Source organism: Bacillus sp. AFS037270 (genome assembly GCF_002585305.1).
On record NZ_NUNF01000019.1, the window covers coordinates 165906 to 190510 of the forward strand.

The window sequence follows — 24605 nt, forward strand, 5'->3', positions numbered from 1 at the left end:
CCAACTCCTAAATCGGCTATTTGATAGCTCCCTTTACCACACCGCCGATGACCCACTTTTGTGCGAAGATGTAGACGATAACCATCGGTGATAGAGCTAATAGATATGATGCAAATGCTAAGTTAAAGTCCGTACCAAACTGAGACTGGAAAATATACTGAACTAATGGAAGAGTAGCATCCGCTGGATCGTTTAGAATAATTAATGGAAGCATAAAGTCGTTCCATGCCCATAAGCATGTTAGAATTCCCACTGTAGCATTTATTGGTGTTAACAGCGGAAAAATAACTTTCCAAAAAACTCCCCATGTACTGCAGCCATCGACAATTGCTGCCTCCTCTAGTTCCTTTGGAATTGAACGAATATATCCTGTATAAATAAAGATGTTTAATGCCGCCCCATAGACAATGTATAAAAAGATCAGTCCGCCTTGATTATCCATATTGAGTAATGAAGTCTGTTTAACCAGTGGCAGCATAATAATTGGAAACGGGATAAACATAGCACTAACAAAATAGTAATAGAGTCCTTTGAAAAATTTCTTGTGCATATTTCTTGCGATTGCATATGCAACCATTGAGTTTGTCAAGATGGTAAAAACTACTGTAACCACAGTTATGACCGCACTATTTTTGAATGCTGCAAAAAAGTTAGTTGCTTCGATGGCCCGGGTAAAATTTTCAAAATGAAGCCCTGTTGGAAGAGAAAAGACCGATTTGGCCATTTCATCCGGTGTTTTTAACGCAATCGAAACCGCAATATACAAAGGGATAAGTATAAATAGAGACCCTAAAGCAATTAATATCGTAACAGGCCAGTTTGTCTTTTGTTTTAACATTACATATCCATCTCCCTTTTTTGGAGAACCTTAATTTGAAAAACAGAGATTACAACAATCACAATAAAGTAGACTACGGAGTTTGCTGATTGGTATGCAAACTCTCCCCCTGTAAATCCACCTTTATAGATTAAAAGGGAAATCGATTCTGTCGTTCTTCCCGGACCGCCTCCTGTTAAGGCAACAACCTGGTCAAAAACCATTAAGAAGTTCTTCATCGAAAGTACCATATTGATGGTAAAGAATGGGGCGATCATTGGGAAAGTAATTTTCCAAAATTCCTGCCACTTATTCGCTCCATCAAGACTTGATGCCTCATATAATTCAGTTGGAACGGTTTGCAGGCCGGATAAGTATAAAATGACATTAAAGGCACATGCCTGCCAAACCGCTACAATGACGATACCTAACCAGGCAAATTTTTCACTTCCCAAGATATTGGTGGATAAAAACCCAATATCCAGTTTGTCTCCTAACTGTGGGATTACATTTGAAAAAATAAAGTTAAAGATAAAACCAACGATTAGCACACCAAGGACATTAGGAAGGAAATAAGCCGCCCTGAAAAAATTCTTACCTTTAATCTTGGCATTGAGCCCCATTGCGATTAAAAGACTCAATACATTCACAAGAATCGTGGAGACAATCGCAAATTTAAAAGTAAATAAGTAAGAGTTCAGGATATTTCCATCTTTAAATAAGTTCAAATAATTCTTCAAACCGACAAAGTCATACGTAAAACTTAAACCGTCCCAATTTGTAAACGAATAATAAATACCCTGAAGGGCTGGGAAGGTATGGAAAATGAGGAAAAGAAGAAACGCAGGAATCGTCATTAAATAAAAGGGGACGTTTTTAAGTTTGATTTTGGTCTTCTTTTCTTTTGTTTTAGCGGAAGAAACCGTTGGATTTTTCAAGGCAATATCCTCTTTGCTCATTGCTTTTCACTCCCTATTTTTAAAACTGGAGAAATTGGGTCCCCAATTTCTCCATAATTATTATTTACGGTCTGCTACTTTTTCCCATTCACTATCTAATGTTTTCAAGTACTCTCCAACATTCTTTTTCTGTGTTAACACTTGCAATTGTTTGTCAAGAGCAACAGCTGTTGGTACATAGTGGTCAGGAAAGTCAACGACATTACCCTTGTCAAAGCTTGCTTTTAAACCTTCTAGTTCAGGTGCTTCCTGTACGACACCTTTCTTAGCAGCAAAAGCATTTTGCTCTGTTAGATATGTTTTCATATTTTCATCACTTAATAGAAAATCGATGAACTTTTTGGCTTCTTTCGGGTGCTTGCTAGTTGCAGATTGAGCTAGTAGTAAATCCACTCCTGAAACAACCTTTGAATCATTAATTGGGTAAGGGAATACGCCTAAATCAATATTAGGATTTGCTTTTTTAATTTCGGGAATTGCCCAAATCCCTTGAAGATACATGGCAGATTCACCTTTTGCAAATGCAACGTTCCCATCGTTATATGCTTTACCCAACTGATCCTTATGACCATATTTAAGTAAGGTTAATAGCTTTTCAGTTGCTTCCTTATGTCCTTTTAAAAATGTAGTTTTTCCCTTATCAAGCTCTTTAAAAAAGTCTTCTCCTTGAGTGTTGGCTGCAAGTACATTGTAAGCAGGAAGGGCTGTCCAAGCATCTTTAAAAGTAAAGTAGAATGGAATTTTACCAGCTGCCTTCACTTTTTCCGCAGCAGCGATGAATTCATCCCATGTTGTCGGTACATCAATACCTAAATCTTTAAAAATAGTTTTATTATAAATAACAGCATCGGCGTTTGCTGCATATGGAATTCCATATACTTTTTCTTGCTTTGAAATATCTTTTAACATGCCAACATACGCAGGCTGTACATCATTTAAAGCACTATCTTTTGAAACATCTTTAAAGGCTCCCGCCTTTGAAATTTCTGCATACGATACATCCCCGCCCATTCCGATGACATCTGGAAGGTCTCGTTTTGCAACACGTGTTTTTAATACTGTAATAGCATCAGGCGGCTGAGACTGAACGACATCAATGGTTGGATTTTCTTTTTCAAACTTATTAATCAGTTCATCAAACGTACCTTTTGCCTCTGATTTATACTGGAAAAACTCAATTTTCACCTTGCCATTTGAACCACCTGAAGCCTCATCTTTACTTCCACAGCCTGCTAGAACAGAAAGTGCAATCATACCAGTAGCTACTAATGAGATTGATTTTTTCATAGAAAACCCTCCATGATTTTAATAGTTTTTTATTTTCAAACTAACAAAAGGATTGGCGAGCGGTTATTCGAAAACTCGCCGATTGGCTAGCCCCTAAGGGCGAAGACAGAGGCGTAGTTGCACTTATGCCTGATAGGAAAGTTATACTTTCCTATCGGCCAAGAAATGACCTAACCGCCGTTAGTACTTTTATTATTTTTTAACGCTTACACTATCACGTAAAACAAGTTCCGTTGGAATAGTCACCTTCAGCGGGATTGTTCTTCCCTTCAAACGATCATATAGTAGCTTTACTGCTGTTTTCCCCATTTCATCTCCATATACTTTTACGGTTGAGAGGGGGGGATTCATAAAGGCCGCTGCTTCGATATCATCAAAACTGAACACTGAAACTTCGTCAGGTACTTTGACGTTGGCCTCATGTAAGGCGCGAAGCACACCCAATGCCATTGGATCACTGCCGACTATAATTGCACTTGGCGGCTGCCCGTTATCAATTAATTGTTTGGTTAATGTATATCCGCTTGTTGGCCCCCACTCGTCAATTAAGACTTTGTCTGGGGTGTACAGCCCTTTTTCTTTCATCACTTTTTCAAAGGTCATTTTTCTAGTATCTTCTTTTTCCTTCGACTTTTGGCGGCTTACCCCAAATACCATTCCTCTTCCGCCTAGATAAGCGATGTCCGTATGACCAAGTTCAAGCAAATGATCTAGAACTTTTTGAGTTGCTCCTTCAAAATCTGAAATTACCACATCCACATGTGAATCTTGAGGCAAATAGTCCACCGCGACGATATGGTTATTTTCATAGTAAATTTCTTTTAAATCCCCGATATCAACATCTCCCAGAACAATCAGCCCATCCAGTCCGCTCAAGCTTTCTGCTGTAATGTTGCTTTTTCCTACCATCATCGTCGTAGCGATTGTTAGAGAATATTGATTACAGGTACTTTCTACACCAAGGCGGATCGACTGAAAGTATGGATCAATCGTTTCATCATTTAACATGATGACGCCAATATTAAAATTCTCATTAGGTTTATCCGTTTTCCCACTCTTTTTTCGCAATGGTTTATAATTTAACTCATTGACGATTTCAATCACCCGTTTTCTCGTATCATCAGATACGGAAAGTGTGGGATCATTATTTAAGATCCGGGAAACTGTTGCCGTCGATACATTTGCCTGATCGGCAATATCTTTTATCGTTGTCATTTTTTCACCATCAATCCATTTAGTTAACTTAACTAAATTTTATATCCTCAATATATCAGAGGATGCGCTTTCATTCAATACTTTTTACTTTATTTTTTAGTAAATTATTTATTTTTATAAAATTTACCTGTAATTTAGTTATATTTACGTTTTATTAACTAACAAAAAGAGAGTTAACATAACTAAAATAACGGTTATGTTAACTCCCATTTACTATTTATAATCTGCTCATTTCTGAATAATATGTAATTCCCGAAACTCATTGGGTGTTACGCCTTCCACCTTTTTAAATACCTTTCGAAAATACTTGTCGTCCTGGTAACCGACCATGTTGGCAATTTCATAGATTTTTAGCTCACTATTTTTCAATAATGCTTTAGCCCTTTCTATTCGGATTTTAACAATATAATCAGAAATATTAACGTTAAACTCCTGCTTAAATTTCCGCGAAATATATTCCCTGCTTATATAAAAATGGTTTGATATCTCTTGCAGCTTAACATCACGATCAAAATTTGCTTCCAAATATTTCTCTATCTCATAGATGACATTATTGCTTTTCTGAACAGTCTTTCGCTTAATTTTCCTCAGAAAAATAGAAACTTCGCGGATAGTTCGACCTATATAATCCTGCAGCTGGAATGTACCGTTTTGATCGAAAAATGGATCAACTCTGTACTCAATATGCTTCGAAATCTTTGCTGTGATATGAAAATGTTCAAACCATCGATTACTGATGACCAGGTACTCATTTTCAAGCTGCAGCAGCTGGGCCCATGATAAGTAATGGCCCTCCGTGTAATCTTTTGCAATTTTACTAATCAAATCTTCAAAAGCCCTTATTTCCCCCGCTTGAATAGCCAATTCAATTTCAGAAGAATACACAAATAAGTTTTTTAATACCTGCGATTGAATTACATCTTGACGGTAGACCTTGCTTTTTGCATCATCCAATATATTACTGTTTAATAAAACTTCCTTTGCATGCTGATAAGAATTCATTAATTTGTTCCTTTTATCCACCTCTATCCCAACCGCAATATGACAAGAAACATTTATGATATTCAAAATTGCTTTATAGATGCGTCCCAGCAGTTCTTCTATTTGAGTAAACTGATTCCAAAAAACAATGACGATTTCACCTTTATTCGCAAGGTAGCGAAAGGCTATTCCACATTCTTTTTCCTGTAAAATTTCATTCATGACGTTCAAGAGTGTAAAATAGGTTAGGTCCCGGTCTCCCCGAAAAGCCTCGATTGCCTTTCTATTGATCCGAACAAGTGCGACGAGATATTTTTGCGCTTTAGAAAAACCAAATTCCTCATACAATTCTTCCTTCAGATTATCACTATTTAATAATTGGGTTAATTTTCGATCCCGGTAAACTGGCTTCATTTCATTTATTAATTGATAGCTGGTCGTTTTGCTATTCCGCTCCTCTTCCTCGTTTCTCCACTCCTTCACCACTTTTGCCAGCGTTTGGTTTAATATTTCCGGATCAACCGGCTTTAATAAATAGTCTGAACTGCCGAAATGAATGGCTTTACGCATATAGTGGTAATCATCGTAACCAGTCACGACAATCGTTTTACTTGTTGGCTGATTTTCTTTAATCCACTCTAACAGCTGTGTACCATCCATCTTGGGCATTTTCATATCAGAAAAAATGATTTCCGGACGAAGAGTTCGAATAAGCTGGATTGCCTCCTCACCGTTACTAGCCTCATAAATCTCCGTTATCCCATTCTGTTCCCATTCTCCGAGCAGATTAATTCCCTCACGAACGTGTTTTTCATCATCGACGATTAAGACTTTCATGGATGTACCACCTCATTATGAATATCTCTTGGAATAATTATCGTAACAGTAAATCCGCCTTCTTCGCTGCTGTAAACATCCATTTCTACCTGATTACTATAATAAATCCTTAAGCGGTCATAAATATTTTTTAATCCAATACCAGCGCTCTTCTGATTTACGTCACTCCCGCCGTCGGACAATTCTCGGCGAAGTTGTTCAAGGTCGTGATCATTAACACCAACCCCGTTATCTTTAATAGAAATGCATAAATGATGGTCATGTTCCCCTCTTGCTGTAATCACAATCGTTGCTTTTTCTAGCTGCTGATCAAAGCCATGTTTAAAGCAATTTTCAACAATCGGCTGTAAGATCATTTTCGGTACTAGTACCTCTTCTACACTTTTTTCAATATTTAATTCAAACTCAAACTGCTCATCAAATCTTTGCTTTTGTAAATTAAGATAGGATTTAACATGGTTTACCTCTGCTAAAAATGGGACAATATCATCATTCATATTCATGCTGTAACGCATGATATTCGATAATGAGTTTAATAACGAATACACCTGGACTGCCTTCAATTTTAATGCAAGCGTTCCAATCGACTGAAACGCATTATAAAGAAAATGCGGATTTATTTGTGATTGGAGAACCCTTAACTGGGAAGATTTATTTTCAATCTCTAGTTTATATTCGCGTTCAATTAATTCATTTATTTTTGAAATCATTAATTTAAAATGCCTGCCCAGCATCCCAATTTCATCATTCCCTAATGACTCAAAATCCGCTTCAAACACACCTTTTTCTACTTTTTTCATATTAGCAATTAATACTTTGATTGGAGCAGTGAGTCTCAGAGAGATGAACATGGTAGCAAATAAAACGATAATAAGTGTAATAATTACAATGATTATATTTGTAAATACAGTCTGCCTCGCACCTTGGTAAAGTACATCATAAGGAATTCTTTTAACAATGTACCAGTTTTTAAAAGAATCAGAAAACTTTTGGTAGACAATTACGCCCGAAAACCTTTCGTCCTTCCAGTCAAGACTTTTATTTCCCTTTGGTTCTTTCTTTATTTGTTTAAACCAAGCGTCTTTATTAACCTTTCCAATTTCGTCGTTTTTTGAAGAATACACGACAACCCCATTTTCATTCATTATGTATAAGTCTTCAACCCCATCCGTATATAACCTTCCAGAAATATCTCTGATCTTAGAAAGATTAATATCTATAGATACAAAACCTAAAATAGTCTCTAATGGTACATCTCTTATAATCGTATGGAAACTTAAAACCTGACCTTTCTCGGAATTAGGGATCACCGACAAGTTATTGTAACTATAAATCTCATGAGGCGGTTCAATTACGGAAAAATCATGAGACCGGCTTAAGTCGGCATAGAAAGGATTGGACAAGATACTCTCGTATTTCCCTCTGCCGCTAATTCTTGAGTGATAGTTGGTATATGAATCTTTTCCTTTATTTATATAAAGCAGCATTTGTTCAACTTCCGGCCGGGAATTAAAGGTATAGGCGAGCATCCTCCGCACTTCTTCTTCATTACTGCTTAGGTTATCTGATATTCCAACCCTCATTACCGACATAAATGGTGTATATCGATACAAAACAGTCGACATTTGTGCGACATCTTCTAAATAAGTACTTAGCTCTGCTTCCCCTTTAACAATTAAATCATGATTCGTAGAGACAAAACGGTCATTTATTGACTTTGTCGTTTGATAATACGTAATAGGAATCGCAATTCCAAAAGGGAGTATGATGACAGCCATTAAAGTGATAATTAGTTTAGTTCGAATCCCCCATTGCATTAGCTCTTGGGCTAGTCCCTAAGACTTGAACTAGCCTCCCCCCTTTTCTAAGTGATACTAAATTTCCCACCATTTTATCATAAGAAAACATCGTAATACATGGTGTCTATTTTAATATGGCAATTTGGACTGTTCAATATTTTCCACCCTACTGGTCAATGTAAGCCGTTTCATAATTTTTCAAAATCCCTAAAATGGAGTTATGGGAGGTGCAGTCAGTGAATAATCAAAGTGAGTTAGAAAGTTCAGCATTACCTGGCAAAGCCAGTATAAAAATTTCAGAGTCAGCTTCTTTAAACAAAAAGAAGAAGCTAAAAGATGCAGGGTTATTCACCCTATTTGTCGGTCCAGTATTCTTAGCGTTTACTATCATTGTCCTAATTCCCTTCTTTACGGGTATTTATTACGCCTTTACCGATTGGAACGGAATTACAGGTGATATTAAATGGGTCGGTCTTGATAACTTTAAGTACCTATTTACTGAGGACAAGCAATTTCAAGATTCCTTTATCCTTACAACTAAATATACCGTTGTAGCGATCGTTTTAACAAATGTGATTGGTTTTGGATTAGCCATTCTAGTGACACAAATGTTAAAAACAAGGAATATATTACGAACCGTTTTCTTCATGCCAAACATGGTGGGCGGTCTTTTACTAGGCTTTATCTGGCAGTTCATTTTTGTAAAAGGCTTCGCTTCACTTGGACAGCTAACGCATATTCCTTTTTTCGAATTACCTTGGTTAGGGGATGCTAATACCGCATTCTGGGGTATTGTAATTGTCAGTGTATGGCAAGGAGCAGGCTACATTATGATTATTTATATTGCCGCCTTGCAAAATGTTCCACAAGAATTAATTGAAGCAGCTAAAATCGATGGAGCGAACAGATGGCAGATTCTTCGCCATATTACAATGCCATTAGTAGCTCCGGCCGTTACCGTCTGTTTATTTTTAACAACTGCATCATCATTTAAGATTTTTGATGCAAACCTGTCGCTAACTGGCGGCGGACCGTTTAAATCGACAGAAATGTTAGCACTTAACATTTATACGGAAGCATTTGTTAACAACCGCTATGGTATCGGTGAAGCAAAGGCATTAATTTTCTTCATTGTGGTTGCAGCAATTACCATCCTTCAAGTAACAATTTCTAAGAAGAGGGAGGTTGAATCATAATGGGAAACAGGTATACAGGAAAAACATTTATTGGTGAAATCTTTGCCATCTTACTTGGTCTTGTCTTTTTAGTCCCATTTTATTATCTGATATCAAACTCTTTAAAACCCTTTGCAGAGATTCTAATGAACACATCTGCTTTACCAAAAACATTTATGCTCGACAACTATGTGAATGCCTTTGAAAAATTGAACTATCTAAAGGTATTTACAAATTCTATAATTATCACAGCGATTAGTAACGTTGTTCTGGTTGTTTTTTGTTCGATGGCAGCGTATATGCTTGTTAGAACGAAAAAGAAAATCAGTAATGTGATTTTCATGACTTTCGTTGCAGCCATGATTATTCCGTTTCAATCCATTATGATTCCGCTCATTAAAACGGCCGGTAACTTTGGATTACTTAACAGTATCTGGGGTCTTGTTATCATGTACTTAGGTTTTGGATCCGGAATGACGATCTTCTTATATCACGGGTTCATTAAAGGGATCCCGGTAGAACTTGAAGAGGCAGCAATAATCGATGGATGTACACGGTTTGGAGTGTTTTGGAGAATTGTTTTCCCATTATTAAAACCAATCACTGTAACCATTGTCATCCTAAACAGCTTGTGGATATGGAATGACTACTTATTACCATCACTGGTCCTTCAGGATCCAGAATTAAAGACCATTCCATTAGCGACATTCTCCTTCTTTGGTCAGTACACCAAGCAATGGGATTTAGCTTTAGCAGGACTTGTTCTTGGTATCATACCTTTGTTAATATTCTTCTTTTCAATGCAGAAACACATTATCAAGGGGATCACGAGCGGTTCCATTAAGTAAATCGAAAAGCGGCGGCGCCTTGATCAGGGAAAAAAGTAGTTCATTTTTTCCTAGGCGCTGCAGCTAGACAACTTCCACTAGGGGTCAACCCTGCTGGCAGTAAGATATTGACGGCAGGGATATATAAATTAGATATATAATTTCAGGAGGGAAAACAAATGGCATTTAAAAAATATTCAATCGCAGCGGGGATTTTATCAGCTTCACTTCTTTTAGGAGCTTGCGGCAACAGTGACAGTGCATCTGGTACGAAAAAAGACAGCGGCAGCAAAGAAGGTAAAGTCGTTGTTGATATCTTTAACGGTAAGGTTGAAATTGCAGATCAGTTGAAAGCGTTAACAGATAAATATACAAAAGAACATCCAAACGTTACTTTTAATATCGAATCAGTCGGAGGCGGCGCTGATGGTGCTGCAGCCCTTAAAGCAAAATTCGCTTCAAACAAAGCACCTGATATCTTCGGAAATGGCGGATATCAAGAAGCGATCACTTGGAAGGATAAGTTTGAAGATTTATCTGATCAGCCTTGGGTAAAAGATGCTTATGAAGATGCCTTAAAACCAATGACAATGGACGGAAAAATTTATGGCCAGCCGGTAAACATGGAAGGATACGGTTTTGCTTATAATAAGAAATTATTTAAAAAAGCTGGTATTACAGAACTTCCAAAAACCTATTCAGAGTTAGAATCTGCAGCGAAAAAGCTTAAAGCTGCCGGTATTACACCTTTCTCAATTGGCTATGCAGAATGGTGGGTATTAGCAAACCATGGTCTTAACGTACCATTTGCTTACCAACAAGCAGATGACGAAAACTTTATTCCTGGTTTAAATGAAGGAAAATCAAAAATCGAAGGCAATAAATATTTTGAAGACTACTTTAAGCTTGTTGATTTAACAGTTAAATACGGTAACAAAAATCCATTAACTACTGACTACAATACAGAAGTAACACAATTTGCTAATGGCGAAACTGCCATGATTCAACAAGGGAACTGGATTCAACCAATGCTGGATAAATTAAATCCTGGTATGGAAGTTGGCTTTATTCCTTTAGCACTTACAGATGATGCTGCGCAAGCAGATAAACTAATGGTTGACGTACCTACCAACTGGGTTGTATATAACAAAGCACCTAATGCAGACAAAAAAGCTGCAAAAGATTTCTTGAATTGGATGGTATCTTCTGAAGAAGGTAAGACAGCATTAGTTAAAGATTTCAAATATGTTCCTGCCTTTAAAACAATTGAAGCAAAAGCAGAGGATATTGGACCTTTAGGTGCTGACCTTCAAAAGTATTCTCAAGATGGAAAAACTTATTCTTGGCAGTTCATGAAGTATCCTGATGGCGCTGGACAAGAATTTGGTGCAACACTACAAGCATATGTTGGCGGCCAAAAATCTAAAGCGGAAACAATGAAGGCTCTTGACGCAACATGGGCTAAATTAAAAAAATAAGATTATAAATCTAAAAAGGCTCTTCTCGCTGTGAGAAGAGCCTTTATTTTATTCACTGTCCGGTGTGTTTACCATGATTCCGGCTACTTGCGTTAATCTCTCATAAAAGGCTATTCCTGCAGGATTCTGATCAAGACCTATTTCCTGAAAGGCTTCCTTCATACATTGCAGCCAATGCCGAGCCCTGGTTGGCGTTACCTCAAAAGGCAGGTGCCGCGCTCTCATCGCCGGGGGACCGAATTCTTGACTATAAAGAGCTGGACCTCCTAAAAATTGCGGTAGGAACATTCGCTGTTTTCTTTTGATTTCTTCCATATCTCCTTGAAAAAGCGGGGCCAGGATTGGATCAGCATAAACACGCGGATAAAAAGCATCCACCAGCTTATCAATGGTTTCCTGTCCGCCAATTTCACTATATAATGATTTAAAATCGTAATCCATCTCTCTCACCATCCACTTTTAAGTTTCCCCTATTTAAACAATAATAAAGAAAAAAGGGACCGAGTTTAGTGATTTAAATCACTTTTTTAGGTAGTTACCAAGTCTTAATTGCACTTTGTTGTGGTATTCTAAAATAATAATGGTTTTCTCCTAAGAGGTGTAAACGATGAATAAAGCATGGTTTTATGTTGTTTTAACTTGTGTGTTTGAATGGATCTGGGTTTACGGGTTTAATACTGCCCATACGTGGTGGCAGTGGGCAGTGGTTATAGCTGTGATTTTATGGGATTATCATATCCTTCCGAAAGCTTGTGAAACCATCCCCACAGGTACGGTTTATGCTATTTTTGCTGGAATCGGTACGATTGGAACGGTATTAATGGATGTATTCCTTTTTGGCGGCAGTATCAGCCTGGGTGAAACCCTTTTTATCGCCGTTATCATTATTGGTGTAATTGGTTTAAATCTTTCCGATAATAAGGAAGAAAAAGTCGCCATGAAAGGTGCTGCATAACCATGGGCTGGTTATTCGTTTTGTTAGCTGCTGCCAGTGAGGTTACCGGTGCTGTTGGTTTAAAATTGTATAGTCAGCAAAAGAATGTCCGTAATGGAATCGTTTATATTGGCGGATTCGGGGCTTCGCTTGCATTTTTATATGGATCATTTCAGTTTCTTCAACTGAGTATCGCCTATGCCGTTTGGGTTGGAATTGGAACTGCTGGGGCTGTTTTCATTAATATGTTTCTGTTAGGAGAATCGAAAAGCGCTGGACGTATCTTTAGTGTAGTATTGATTATTATTGGTGTTATCGGATTAAATGCTCTTTCCTAAAAAAAAATCTGTCAGCAGCCGCTGACAGATTTTTTTTAGCTATTTAGGATATCTTCAATTCTTGCCAGTTCTTCGTCCGTAAAGTCGAGGTTGTTCAATGCCGCAACATTTTCTTCAATTTGACTGACTCGGCTCGCACCGATTAGAACGGTTGTCACTTTGCCGCCGCGTAATACCCATGAAAGGGCCATCTGCGATAAGCTTTGACCACGTTCAACAGCTATTTCGTTTAATTTGCGTACTTGTTCAAGTACTTCCGGGGTGACATGTTCTTTTTGCAAGAATCCTGTTGGACTTGCAGCTCGGGAGTCTGCTGGAATTCCCGTTAGGTATTTGTTCGTTAACAGGCCTTGCGCTAATGGACTAAAGGCAATCGAGCCCACTCCATTTTCTTGTAAAACATCCTGAAGGCCATCCTCAATCCATCTGTTAAACATCGAATATACTGGTTGATGGATAAGCAGCGGTGTACCTAGCTGCTTCAAGATTTTAATTGCTTCAGCAGTTTGTTCGGCACTATAATTAGAAATTCCGACATATAGTGCTTTTCCTTGACGCACAATGGAATCTAATGCCATCATGGTCTCCTCTAAAGGTGTATTCGGATCAGGACGGTGTGAATAAAAAATATCAACATACTCAAGTCCCATTCGTTTTAGACTTTGGTCTAAACTTGAGATTAAGTACTTCCTTGAGCCCCAATCACCATATGGACCCGGCCACATATAGTAGCCAGCTTTTGTTGAAATCACCATTTCATCACGATATGGAGCGAAGTCTGATTTTAGCATTCGGCCAAACATTTCTTCCGCTGAGCCTGCTGGCGGGCCATAGTTATTAGCTAAGTCGAAGTGGGTGATTCCTAAATCAAAGGACCTCCTTAGCATAGCTCTGCCGTTTTCGTATGTATCGACGCCTCCAAAGTTATGCCAAAGGCCTAAAGATACGGCGGGAAGCAATAATCCTGAGCGTCCGGTTCGATTGTATTTCATAGTTTCGTAGCGATTGTCTGCAGCTTGATAAACCATAGTAATCCCCTCTCTCCTTATGTAAACCCTTCCATCATTATAATAGACTGGGGGGTAATTTTAAAAGGATGGAGACTTGGAACAGCAAAAAAACAGTTAATGTCGTTTGGCAATAGACAAATCATGAATATTTCCGAAGATTGTTTTTACACCGATGAATTCAAATATATCTAAAAGTCTTTGAAGGACACTTTCATCAATCTCCGAAAACTTAAGTCATAAGCAGTTGCCAGTGAAAAATAGATTTTGCCATTCCTGATTCTTCCTACCTTATTCTTGATAATTCTTCCAAAAATGCCGGTCTTTTTTTATGTTTATCTCCTAGCTCTGTAATTAGCTGATAGGAAGGTATTGTCCCACAGGCCTTTTTATAGGTCTTTATTAAGTCACACACCTTACGATATTTTTTTCGATCTGTCGCTTCATCTGCTGATTGATGGATATATTGGATAAAGACGTCTGTTACTTCTTTAAAATAATCCTTAATTTAATACGGGAAATATTTCGTAATTACCAGCATATGGTCCTGACAATAACACAATAGCTCAGCTTTCAAATCTCCCTGTATTAAAATCGAAACATAGGCTGAAGGCTGGTATTTATCCTTGCGAAATTCCTCAACAATTTCTCGCAAAACCGCTTCCCATTCGATTACGGGATATAACTCTTTTAACTTTTGATAGTATTTAAATTCATTTTTATATAAAAGCTCTCTAGCTAACTCCTTTTGCTTCTCAATATCCCCAAGTATTTCATATGCCTGATAGCGGTATTCTTTCCAATCTTCCACAAGACCAGGATATGCCTGATCCGCTGCCTCCCCTTCTAAACAAAGCTGAATCACTTTTTTATAGTCTCCTGAATCCAACTCCATTACAATGGCTCTTTTTCGAAATTCACTAAAATGGATATTTTCATAAATAAACTTCTTGGCTGCGAACCCATCACATTTTTCAATCATTTCAAGCTGTAAGAGTTTCACTTCTTTTAAGTCATATCTGGCATTCCAAGAAGATCCGGCTTGCTCTAAGAGGATATCGAATTGATTTTCTAACTTTTTTCTCAATTCATCATGATGCGAATAATAGGTACTAATCCTTAAGAGGTCGTAGCGCCAGTCACTCCAGTCATCATATACAGCTTTCTGCGATTCTTTTAAGATGGCTTCAAAAAGTTTCTTTTGCTCCTTTTCAGGCAGGAGCTTTACACTGGCTGAAACGGCCTTTTCCGTTATTCTGAGAGCCCAATTGATGATGCTGCCGGCAGAGCCATCGGAATCATCCGCATGCTGGAGCATTTTTACAACAGGAGATAAGACTGCGAGGGACAATAATGCCGCATTTTGAGTATCCCCTATATCTAGTTTTCCCTGTGCCTTTTCCAGTGTTAAATCCACCCCTTTTAGGGCCTGCCCAATGTGACGCCAATCAATAAATCCTTTTCTTTTTGCCCCACTAATATATTCCTGAATTAGTTTTTTGGCAGAGGATATTTCTTCTTTATCAGGACTAAACTTAAATATCAATCTTTTTTCTATATCTGGAAACTCCTCAGTTAAATCAAGAATAACGTTAATTAAATCCGCTTTGTTTTGGCTTTGAAGGATTGAATTTACACTTTTTTTCTCCTGTTCCTCTACTATCGCTAAATCATGCTTTTCTGGCCTTTTGTCTCTTAATGCATAAAGAACAGCTGCCTTATGCTTACAATATTTGTTCAAGTCATACGGACAATCACAATAAGCATTGACTACGACATCACCATTTATATATATATTAACGTGATAATCTTCCGAACCATCTACTAGTGCTTTATATTGAATGTCATCTGAGGTAGTAAGATCTAGAATTTTTCCTTTTTTAAAATAACCTTGGCCGCGTTCGAGTACTTTATCTTCAATCCACTGCTCAAAATTAGTTAGTTTCACACACACGCCCCTAAGAATAAATTATCTATTATTCTACCATTTTCCAAACCATGATACCTTCTTTTAAAAAAAGAGCTTGTCCTATCTCAGGACAAACTCTTCTTCAATTAATTTAATTTTTCACCGTTTGTAGCAATAAGCTCTTTATACCAATAAAAGCTTTGCTTACGAATGCGGCGTAAATCTTTTAAATCAAACTCATCACGGTTAACAAAGATAAAGCCATAGCGCTTGCTGCAGCCTTGATGGGTACTGATAAGGTCAATCGCCGACCATGGGCAGAATCCAAATACCTCAACACCATCAGTGATTGCTAGCTGCATTTGCTCAATATGCTTTCTTAAGAATTCAATACGGTAAGGGTCATTTACTACATCGCCCTCTTCTAGCTTATCGAATGCTCCTAAACCATTTTCGGTAATAATAAGCGGAAGGTTATAGCGGTCATAGATTTCTCTTAATGTGTTTCTAAAGCCAACCGGATCAATTTCCCAGCCAAATTCATTCTTTTTCAGATTCGGATTGGTTGCTCCTTTATAGACACCAGGCTCTCCGACGGTAATATGCTGGTCTCCTGTATGACCTACATCAGAACCATCCCCCTCACTTGCCGCAACCGTTTGAGAAGTATAGTAGTTAAAAGCAATAAAGTCAGGTTTCGCACTAGCTAAAACTTCCATATCTCCATCTAGTATGGTTGGAACATAGCCTTTTTCTTCAAAGTAATTCCATGCAGTTGTATTATAGCGGCCAAAAACAGCCATATCTAAGTAAAGCCAGTTGCGGATGGCGGAATAATTATGAGCAGCCATAATATCTTCTGGCGTTGAGCTAGCAGGATAGATGGATACAATATTCGGTGCCGGTCCAATTTTTGCATTTGGCAGCATTTGATGACACAAATTCATTGCCTTTGCCTGCGCCACAAGCATGTGGTGGTTTTGCTGATATAATTCCTTTTTAGGATTTTCTAAGTTAGGGTCAACGGTTCCAATTGCATCACCATGCAGGATCATCATATTTTGTTCGTTTATCGTTAACCAATAGTTTACCCGGTCACCGAAGTTTTCAAATAAGGTTTGAGCATAAACTTCAAAGGCATCAATTGTTTCCCGATTTGACCAGCCGCCTTTTTGCTGAAGGGCATATGGTAAGTCAAAATGGTACATCGTAACAATTGGTTCGATACCATGTGAGATGATTTCATTGATTAAATTATTGTAAAACTCAATTCCCTTTTGATTCAGTTCTCCAGAACCATTTGGATAGAGTCTTGTCCAAGCAATCGAAAAGCGATAGGCCTTATATCCCATTTCGGCCAATAATGCAATGTCTTCTTTGTAATGATGATAGTGGTCGCTGGCTACTTTAAAATCGGTTGTGCCTTCAGGATATTTCGCCATATCAATAACAGATGGACCTTTCCCATCTTCATTCCAAGCCCCTTCAATTTGATAGGCTGATGTGGAACCGCCCCAGAAAAAGTTCGCTGGGAATGGTTTAAGTTTGTTATGTTTCATATTGAAAACCTCCATTTGAGTTTATTTTAAAAAAGGAAAGCCGGAAGCCAATAAGGCTTACCGGCATGCTTTAGGTTTAAAGCTGTTCGCCGTTTGTGGCAATAACATCTTTATACCAGAAGAAAGACTTTTTCCTGCTGCGTTCTAATGTTCCGCTGCCGTCGTCGTGTCTATCAACATAAATAAATCCGTAACGCTTAGACATTTCGCCAGTAGATGCACTCACTAGGTCGATACAGCCCCAAGGAGTGTATCCTATTAAGTTAACACCATCTTCGATCGCTTCACCCATCGCTTTAATATGGTCTCTTAAATAATCAATGCGATAATCATCGTTGATTGCGCCATCTGCTTCTACTTTGTCTATTGCCCCAAGACCATTTTCTACAATGAATAAAGGTACTTGATAGCGGTCATAAAGCTTGTTTAATGAGATTCGAAGACCTTCTGGGTCAATCTCCCAGCCCCAATCACTGGCTTTAAGGAACGGATTTTTCACACCACCGATAATGTTTCCAGATGAACTTTCTTCGTTCGTTTTTTCTTTCTTTTCAGTGCGTGACATATAATAACTAAATCCGATATAATCGACAGTACCTTCTTTAATGATCTCTAAATCGCCATCTTGAATGTCTAATTTAATACCATTTTCCTTAAAGTAACGTTCAGCAAAAGCAGGATATTCACCACGAACTTGGACATCTCCACAATAGTAGTTAAAAATTTGTTCCTCTTTTAAGGCATGCATTACATTTTCAGGGTTGCTATCGAAAGCATACACTGGAGCATAAACAAGCATGCATCCAATTTGGGAGCCAGGAATAATTTCGTGCCCTATTTTTACAGCTAAAGCACTAGCCACAAATTGATGATGCAGTCCTTGGAAACTTTCTTGTAAACGAGCTTCTTCACTCGAGGCGGAAAAACCTAAGCCGAAAAGTGGGAAATGTGTCGCTCCATTAATTTCGTTAAAAGTCATCCAATATTTCACTTTATTTTTATAACGATCAAAAACGGTTCTTGCATATCGCTCAAAAAATCCAATGAGTTTTCGATTTTTCCAGGCACCATATTCTTTGATAAGGTGTAAAGGTGTTTCATAATGCGAAATGGTTACCACCGGTTCAATACCATGTTTGTGTAACGCATCAAATACTCGGTCGTAAAAAGCTAAGCCTTCTTCATTAGGAGTTTCTTCGTCACCTCTAGGAAAAATACGTGACCAAGCAATCGACATACGAAATACCTTAAAACCCATTTCCGCAAAAAGAGCAATGTCTTCTTTATAGCGATGGTAAAAATCAATAGCTTCGTGGTTTGGATAGTGGTACTTACTTTCATCAATCTCATAATTGAAACCAGGTTTCATAAGGAGTTCTAAACGAACTTTCCCACCGGGGAGTACATCGGCAAGATTTAAACCTTTACCGCCTTCTTGTGATGCTCCTTCTAATTGATTAGCAGCGGTTGCTCCGCCCCATAAAAAGCCCTCTGGAAATTTTCTATTCATCAAAAGTCACCTCATTATTTTTTTAGATTCTTAAGTTTTACATTTATAATATGAAGAAAGTAAGGGGGAATTGGATCCCCAGAACCTCCTATTACTGCAATGCTAGAAATGCTTCTTGTGCGTTAATGTTGCCTTTTTTAACAGGTTCAATTGTTTGATAACGGTCAGGATTTGTAATAATGACTGGAGTAATTAAGTCATATCCTTCTGCTTTAATAGCTTCCATATCAAAGGTTACAAGTGTTTGGCCCACTTCAACAAAGTCGCCATCTTTCACATGTGCTGTGAAGTGTTTACCTTCTAACCTTACTGTTTCCAATCCGACATGGATCAAGATTTCTGCTCCATTATCACTTGTAATGCCGATAGCGTGCTTTGTTTTAAAAATAGTTGATACTCTACCAGTAACAGGAGATACTACTTTTCCTTCCTGCGGCTGGATTGCTAAGCCTTTACCCATGATTCCTGTAGAGAAAGTTGGATCATTTACTTCGCTTAATGCTTTTACTTCTCCCTTTAAAGGGCTGAATACTTTTTCTGCTGCTACAACTAATTCGGATTTTGTGTCTACTGTGTTAGTTTCTGTTGCTGTTGTAGTATCTTGATCTTCTTCACTTTCTACATCCTCAAATCCCATAAAAAATGCTGCAACTGCACCAGCCGCGAAAGCAATTGGGAATCCTAAAGCTGCCCAGACAAATGTGTCACCGACAAAAGATGCTAATCCTGGTAAACCAGCGTTACCGCCAAGGATAAAGTATTTTACACCAAGAGCGCTGTAGTACGCTCCACCAACGGCTCCACCGATAAGACCGCCAATAAATGGTTTCTTAAGGCGCATGTTTACACCGTACATAGCCGGCTCTGTAACACCCATAACAGCCGTTAAGCTAGTAGTCATGGCTAAAGATTTGAACGATTTGTTTTTAGATCGTAATGATACAGCAAATGTTGCCCCAGCTTGTCCCATGTTTGCCATAAACATCGAAGGCATAATAACATCATAACCTTTAGTTGCAATATTGTTCATTGCAATTGGCAAAAATGCATAGTGCATACCTGTCATAATGATTAATGACCATGTTCCACCTAATAGGGCTCCTGCAAATAGTCCTGCGTGATCAAATAATGCTCCTACTCCTGCAGAAAGCCAGTTTCCGATAATTGAACCTAATGGGCCAACGGCAATTAAAGTAACTGGGACAACAATTAGTAATGTTAATGTTGGGACAAAGATCAGTTTAAACATGCTAGGAATAATTCGATCAACCCATTTTTCCACATATGCTGCAATCCAGATGGCTAGTAAAATCGGGATAACAGTTGATGAATAAGTAACCGCCGTTACAGGAAGACCAAGGAAGTGAACCGGCTTACCTGCACTTAATAATGCTGTTATCGATGGATGTAACAACGCCGCTCCTATGGCTGCTGCTACGTAAATGTTGCTGCCAAATTTTCTAGCTGCACTCACTGCCAGCAAGATAGGTAAGAAATAAAACGCTCCATCACCAATCGCATTTAAAATAGTGTAAACTTGACTCGTAGCTGTAAGCCAGTGAAATGTTAGTGCAATAGCGAGTATCCCTTTGATCATACCGGCACCAGCAATCGCTGGCAAAATCGGTGTAAACACACCTGAGATAACATCAAAAATTGCATTTAATGGGTTTTTACTTTTTTGAGATTTCTTACTAGTGCTGTCTGCCTTTAGCGAGCTGTTTTCTAAAATAGCGTTATATACTTTCGGAACATCGTTTCCGATAATAATTTGGAATTGGTCTCCGCTTATATTGGTGCCCATAATTCCAGGAACCTTTTCTAACTTTTTACGGTCGACCTTACTTTGATCTTGTAAATTGAAACGTAATCTTGTCATACAGTGAATGACATTCTGAACATTTCCTTCACCGCCGACAAGCTCTACAATACTTATAGCTGTTTTTTTGTAGTCCATGATGAGTCCTCCTGATTTTTTGTAAAAAAATAACCTGAGTAACAAGAGATGGACACAGACTCTATGGTCCCACTCGAGTTCCTCAGGTTTTGCCTGCATTACCAGTAACAATCCTGTGTTAAAAGTATTAAATTTGTAAACCGCCGAAGCCAGTTGTAAGTTCTGGCCAGTTTCTGCAACTGTACTTCGACTAAGAGAATAAAAAAAACCTAAATTGCACGCTATACACCCAAAAAGTGATGAACATACAATTTAGGTTTTGCCTGCTTGATCAGTAACAATCCTAAAAAATTAATATTAATTTGTACACTTATAATAGCATCCGCTTTCATTAGCTGTCAACGCTTTCTTTAAAAAAAATTTTAGGACCTATTTACCACACGTTCAATATGAATCGTAAGGTAGGCCATCTCTTCTTTTGTTAGCTGATGGTTATGTGTTTTTTTGATAAAATCACGGATTTTCTCCACACATGCAAAGGCTTCTTTTTGCTTCTCTTTGACCATCTCATAGAGAAAATCATCTTCGTTGTTGTAGGGAGAATCGGTATATAATCGCTGAGCAAAAAATTTAAGATGGGTAAGAAAACGGAAATAATTCAATGATTCCTCATCAAGCTCTATCTTGAAATGATATTTAACAATATTTAGAATATCCTGAATTAACCTTGTCATGTTAACGACGTTCGGCATTTCTTCGTTTAACTCTGCGTTGACAATGTGCATAGCAATAAAGCCAGCTTCATCCTGTGGAAGAGTAATCCCAAGCATCTCATTTATCTTTGTTAAGGCCTTTAAACCGATCGCATATTCGTCTGCATAAATTCGTTTGATTTCCCACAGCAACGGATTTGAGATAATTAAACCTTTTTGACATCTTTCAATTGCAAAGGTAATATGATCCGTTAACGAAACATAGATACTGTCATTTAATTTTTTCCCTAGTTTCTCTTTCGCGTAGGAAATAATCCGTTCAGAAACATCCATGTATTCCATTGGAACATCATACAATAATGTTTTAAATTTTTCCGAAACATCCTTATTATCTAATTTAAATGTTTTCTCGATCTTTGATTCGTCCACAAGGTCACCTGGTCTTTTTTGAAATGCAATCCCTCTGCCCATAATCACAAGTTCTTTATTTTGGGCATCGATCACACTGATGACATTGTTATTAATTACTTTTGCGATTTTCATGTCAATCACCTCTAAAAAAATAAAAACCTAAAACTAACGATAATGCCATTAGTCTTAGGTTTTGCCTGATTTAACAGTAACAATCCTATAATATAAAAATTAAATTAATAAAATCTTAACATCAAATAAAAAGACAATCAATAATTAATCGAACGGGAGATAGGAAAATCGGCCCTTGTTCGTTTTAAGGGAGTAGCCTTTTGATGAGTGATTTGGGCTTCTTTCTTGATTTTTCAACGATGAATTGGAAGCCATACATAAGCACGGATTTGGCCATAAATAAGATTCCCAATTGATAATGCTTCATTCGAACGAGAGAGATAATACCCATTCTCTTTAATACAAACATGCCGGGATAGACAAACAAAAAGTCCGTGACTAAGTTCACGATTACATAGCGAAAAAAGTTTCCAAATGTAAATTTTAAAATCCAAATAGAGCCAATCATAAAAGGACCTAAAAGGAAAGGCAATTCTCCCATAACATTAGGAATCAGTCTATCGTAAAATCTCCACCAAACCCGCCTTTTAGCCAATATGCTTTCAACAGAAATCCAGCAAGTAATAAAAAAGGCAGCTGGCAAAAAACGTTTAAAGTTTCTTTTTCCTAACATCGGCACAGACAACCAGGGTACCAGCATCATGACGATTAAAAACATTTTATTATATTTCATTTATAGCCATTCCTTTTTTATTTTTAATATGCGCCAGATTTAATGGTATTATTTACTATCCTGGAAAATAATTCTTTAGTGATGATATTTTAAAATAATGTCATTGACTCGTATTTTTTTTTATAATAATATATTAGTTTGCAAGTATTCTAAATTAACGTGGTTCGAAAACCTCCCACGTAAAAAAACTAAGGAGAAATGAATATGGAAAAATTTGTGCAGCCGGTAAGTACGAATGCCCCATCAGGCAAAGTGCACAGAAACGCGCACGGAATCGTCGTTAATGGGATTATTGCTGCATTGTACATTGCAGTTTCGGCGTTGATTCAGCCGTTTGGGTTTACCCAGGTTCAGTTCCGTGTATCGGAGATGTTTAATCATTTAATCGTTTTTAATAAAAAGTACATTTACGGGATTGTTTTAGGTGTATTTTTGACGAATTTATTTTTCTCGCCAATGAAGGCTTACGATTTAATTTTTGGAGTAGGACAATCGGTGATTTCTTTAGTCATTACCATTCTTTGCTCACGGTTTATTAAAGGAATTTGGGCTAGAATGATGGTAAATACTCTTGTTTTCACGTTTACGATGTTCTTGATTGCGCTTGAACTGCATTTAGCTTTTGATCTGCCCTTCCTATTCACATGGCTTACCACTGCTATTGGTGAATTGGTTGTTATGGCCGTAGGAATGCCGGTAATGTATATTTTAAATAAACGTGTCCATTTTGAGAAAATGGTTTAATTGTAAACGGAGAGTTGCTGCTTTTAGCGGCAGCTCTTTTATTTTTGAATGGGATTTAAGTGTGGAGTTGTCATACGCAAATCTCTCGATAATAAGCAGATAGATGGCAATTCAATTTTTGAAAAATTATAATAATAATGCAAGCCGGCTAAAACAAGTAGGTGGATAGAAGCAATTAAAAATAAATTCTTTAATCTTAAACTAGAGGGGGAAAATTGCGATGGTTCAACGTCCAGAAGTAAGTGAGTTTCCTGAGTATTATCTACCGTACGTAAATCTGGTTCCAGATGGGGACTTATTGGAGATTTTAAAAGATAATTTGGAGAAAACTACAGCAGTAACGGAGGGTTTATCGGAGGAAGCTGGACAGTCTCGTTATGCTCCAGGAAAGTGGAGTATCAAAGAAGTTCTTGGTCATATGACTGACACAGAACGGATTATGAGTTACCGTCTGCTGCGAATTGGCCGCGGTGATCGAACACCACTTGCTGGTTTCGACGAAAACGACTATATTGCTGCATCTAACTTTGATGGGCTTTCAATAAAACAAATCATCGAAGACTTTACCGCTGTCCGTAAAGCTACCATCACGCTCATTAACAATATGCCTGAAGAAGCTTGGGAGAGGATTGGAGTTGCCAACAATTCCGAAACCACTACACGTGCCCTCGCCTACATCATCGCAGGCCACGCACTCCACCACCTTAAAATAATAAATGAACGATACCTATAGTAATAATGGTGTCAGGCACCATTTAATAGAAAGAAAACCTTTAATGGGTTTTCTTTTTTTATTGCGAACGCACGTTCTTTGTTTTATAATTAAAATATTGGTAAGAATAGGAATTGTGTTGTTACACTTATCCTTGTTCATACCAAAGTTGTTTTATGTTTCAGAAAGAAAGTGACGTTTACCAATTAACCAAGGAGCTGATTTATAATGACATTACGTTTGATTCCCTATTTAGTGATGAATGGTAATGCAAAGGAAGCAATTGAATTTTATCAAAAGGCCTTAGATGCTCAGGTTTTATTCAGGCAATCGTTCGGTGAAATGCCTGAGAATCCTGAATTCCCACTGCCAGCAGAGGCAAAGGATCGTGTTAGTCATGCAACCATTAAAATTGGTGAAACAGATCTAATGCTGTCCGATACATTCCCTGGACAGCCACATCAGAGCGGTAATCAGGTAACGATCTGTATTTCCACAAATGATGCTGATCAGGCGCATAGATTCTTTGATGCATTAAAGGATGGCGGTCAAGTGGGTATGCCGCTGCAAGAGACTTTCTTTAGCCCGGCATACGGCAGTGTTACGGATAAGTTTGGTATTACATTTCAAGTTTTCACTGAGGGCAGATAATCATTTTGATCAATTCCCTATACTGATATTCAGCATGAGA

General features: G+C 37.8%; 22 protein-coding genes and 1 riboswitch. Of the genes, 8 read left to right on the forward strand and 14 right to left on the reverse strand.

Annotated features, from left to right (window positions below):
• Window positions 1-16: 16 nt before the first annotated feature.
• The 6 genes from COD92_RS10225 to COD92_RS10250 form a co-directional block, all read right to left on the reverse strand.
• Window positions 17-838, reverse strand: coding sequence for a carbohydrate ABC transporter permease (locus COD92_RS10225; protein ID WP_098530831.1), 822 nt, complete (start codon window positions 836-838; stop codon window positions 17-19).
• On the reverse strand, window positions 838-1674 hold the full coding sequence (locus tag COD92_RS10230; protein ID WP_255295269.1) for a carbohydrate ABC transporter permease: 837 nt from the start codon (window positions 1672-1674) through the stop codon (window positions 838-840). Before COD92_RS10230 ends, COD92_RS10225 begins: the two co-directional genes overlap by 1 nt.
• 162 nt (window positions 1675-1836) lie before the next feature.
• Entirely contained in the window at window positions 1837-3063 is a 1227-nt protein-coding gene (locus tag COD92_RS10235) for an ABC transporter substrate-binding protein (protein WP_098996264.1), read from the reverse strand.
• Between the two features lie 192 nt (window positions 3064-3255).
• A complete protein-coding gene (locus COD92_RS10240) occupies window positions 3256-4278 on the reverse strand; it encodes a LacI family DNA-binding transcriptional regulator (protein WP_098996265.1) in 1023 nt (340 codons plus the stop codon).
• Window positions 4279-4506: 228 nt separating this feature from the next.
• Window positions 4507-6096: a response regulator transcription factor gene (locus tag COD92_RS10245; protein WP_098530835.1), complete on the reverse strand. Its 1590-nt coding sequence runs from the start codon at window positions 6094-6096 to the stop codon at window positions 4507-4509.
• On the reverse strand, window positions 6093-7913 hold the full coding sequence (locus tag COD92_RS10250; protein ID WP_098996266.1) for a cache domain-containing sensor histidine kinase: 1821 nt from the start codon (window positions 7911-7913) through the stop codon (window positions 6093-6095). Before COD92_RS10250 ends, COD92_RS10245 begins: the two co-directional genes overlap by 4 nt.
• A gap of 218 nt (window positions 7914-8131) precedes the next feature.
• On the opposite strand from COD92_RS10250, the gene COD92_RS10255 reads away from it, so the two are divergent.
• From COD92_RS10255 to COD92_RS10265, 3 genes are all read left to right on the forward strand, one after another.
• Window positions 8132-9091 (forward strand): carbohydrate ABC transporter permease, encoded by a 960-nt coding sequence (locus COD92_RS10255; protein WP_098530837.1) that lies wholly within the window; start codon window positions 8132-8134, stop codon window positions 9089-9091.
• Window positions 9091-9918, forward strand: coding sequence for a carbohydrate ABC transporter permease (locus tag COD92_RS10260; RefSeq protein WP_098530838.1), 828 nt, complete (start codon window positions 9091-9093; stop codon window positions 9916-9918). The genes COD92_RS10255 and COD92_RS10260 overlap by 1 nt, the downstream gene beginning before the upstream one ends.
• A 158-nt stretch (window positions 9919-10076) precedes the next feature.
• A complete protein-coding gene (locus tag COD92_RS10265; RefSeq protein WP_098996267.1) occupies window positions 10077-11375 on the forward strand; it encodes an ABC transporter substrate-binding protein in 1299 nt (432 codons plus the stop codon).
• Window positions 11376-11423: 48 nt separating this feature from the next.
• Here COD92_RS10265 and COD92_RS10270 read toward each other — a convergent pair whose 3' ends face one another.
• Window positions 11424-11816: a globin domain-containing protein gene (locus COD92_RS10270; protein ID WP_098996283.1), complete on the reverse strand. Its 393-nt coding sequence runs from the start codon at window positions 11814-11816 to the stop codon at window positions 11424-11426.
• A gap of 166 nt (window positions 11817-11982) precedes the next feature.
• Between COD92_RS10270 and COD92_RS10275 the strand changes: the two genes are divergently transcribed.
• Window positions 11983-12330 carry a DMT family transporter gene (locus COD92_RS10275; RefSeq protein WP_098530840.1) on the forward strand — a complete coding sequence of 116 codons (348 nt, stop codon included), beginning with the start codon at window positions 11983-11985 and terminating at the stop codon, window positions 12328-12330.
• Between the two features lie 2 nt (window positions 12331-12332).
• On the forward strand, window positions 12333-12647 hold the full coding sequence (locus COD92_RS10280) for a DMT family transporter (RefSeq protein WP_098530841.1): 315 nt from the start codon (window positions 12333-12335) through the stop codon (window positions 12645-12647).
• Between the two features lie 35 nt (window positions 12648-12682).
• Here the strand turns inward: COD92_RS10280 and mgrA are convergent, their stop codons facing one another.
• The 7 genes from mgrA to COD92_RS10315 form a co-directional block, all read right to left on the reverse strand.
• Window positions 12683-13675 (reverse strand): L-glyceraldehyde 3-phosphate reductase, encoded by a 993-nt coding sequence (mgrA, locus tag COD92_RS10285; protein ID WP_098530842.1) that lies wholly within the window; start codon window positions 13673-13675, stop codon window positions 12683-12685.
• A 487-nt stretch (window positions 13676-14162) separates the two neighbouring features.
• Window positions 14163-15602, reverse strand: coding sequence for an SWIM zinc finger family protein (locus tag COD92_RS10290; RefSeq protein ID WP_176550422.1), 1440 nt, complete (start codon window positions 15600-15602; stop codon window positions 14163-14165).
• A gap of 107 nt (window positions 15603-15709) precedes the next feature.
• Window positions 15710-17122 (reverse strand): glycoside hydrolase family 1 protein, encoded by a 1413-nt coding sequence (locus tag COD92_RS10295; protein ID WP_098530844.1) that lies wholly within the window; start codon window positions 17120-17122, stop codon window positions 15710-15712.
• A 76-nt stretch (window positions 17123-17198) separates the two neighbouring features.
• On the reverse strand, window positions 17199-18632 hold the full coding sequence (locus tag COD92_RS10300; protein WP_098996269.1) for a glycoside hydrolase family 1 protein: 1434 nt from the start codon (window positions 18630-18632) through the stop codon (window positions 17199-17201).
• Between the two features lie 91 nt (window positions 18633-18723).
• Window positions 18724-20589, reverse strand: coding sequence for a beta-glucoside-specific PTS transporter subunit IIABC (locus tag COD92_RS10305; RefSeq protein WP_098530846.1), 1866 nt, complete (start codon window positions 20587-20589; stop codon window positions 18724-18726).
• Window positions 20590-20951: 362 nt separating this feature from the next.
• Window positions 20952-21785, reverse strand: coding sequence for a BglG family transcription antiterminator LicT (gene licT, locus COD92_RS10310; RefSeq protein ID WP_098530847.1), 834 nt, complete (start codon window positions 21783-21785; stop codon window positions 20952-20954).
• A gap of 184 nt (window positions 21786-21969) precedes the next feature.
• Window positions 21970-22458 (reverse strand): hypothetical protein, encoded by a 489-nt coding sequence (locus tag COD92_RS10315; protein WP_098996270.1) that lies wholly within the window; start codon window positions 22456-22458, stop codon window positions 21970-21972.
• A gap of 153 nt (window positions 22459-22611) precedes the next feature.
• Window positions 22612-22656: riboswitch (PreQ1 riboswitch) on the forward strand.
• Between the two features lie 6 nt (window positions 22657-22662).
• Between COD92_RS10315 and COD92_RS10320 the strand changes: the two genes are divergently transcribed.
• The 3 genes from COD92_RS10320 to COD92_RS10330 all read left to right on the forward strand — a co-directional run bounded on the left by COD92_RS10320 (window position 22663) and on the right by COD92_RS10330 (window position 24565).
• Window positions 22663-23202 carry a QueT transporter family protein gene (locus tag COD92_RS10320; protein WP_255295268.1) on the forward strand — a complete coding sequence of 180 codons (540 nt, stop codon included), beginning with the start codon at window positions 22663-22665 and terminating at the stop codon, window positions 23200-23202.
• Window positions 23203-23422: 220 nt separating this feature from the next.
• Window positions 23423-23935 carry a DinB family protein gene (locus COD92_RS10325; RefSeq protein WP_098530849.1) on the forward strand — a complete coding sequence of 171 codons (513 nt, stop codon included), beginning with the start codon at window positions 23423-23425 and terminating at the stop codon, window positions 23933-23935.
• A 207-nt stretch (window positions 23936-24142) separates the two neighbouring features.
• A complete protein-coding gene (locus COD92_RS10330) occupies window positions 24143-24565 on the forward strand; it encodes a VOC family protein (protein ID WP_098530850.1) in 423 nt (140 codons plus the stop codon).
• Window positions 24566-24605: the final 40 nt, after the last annotated feature.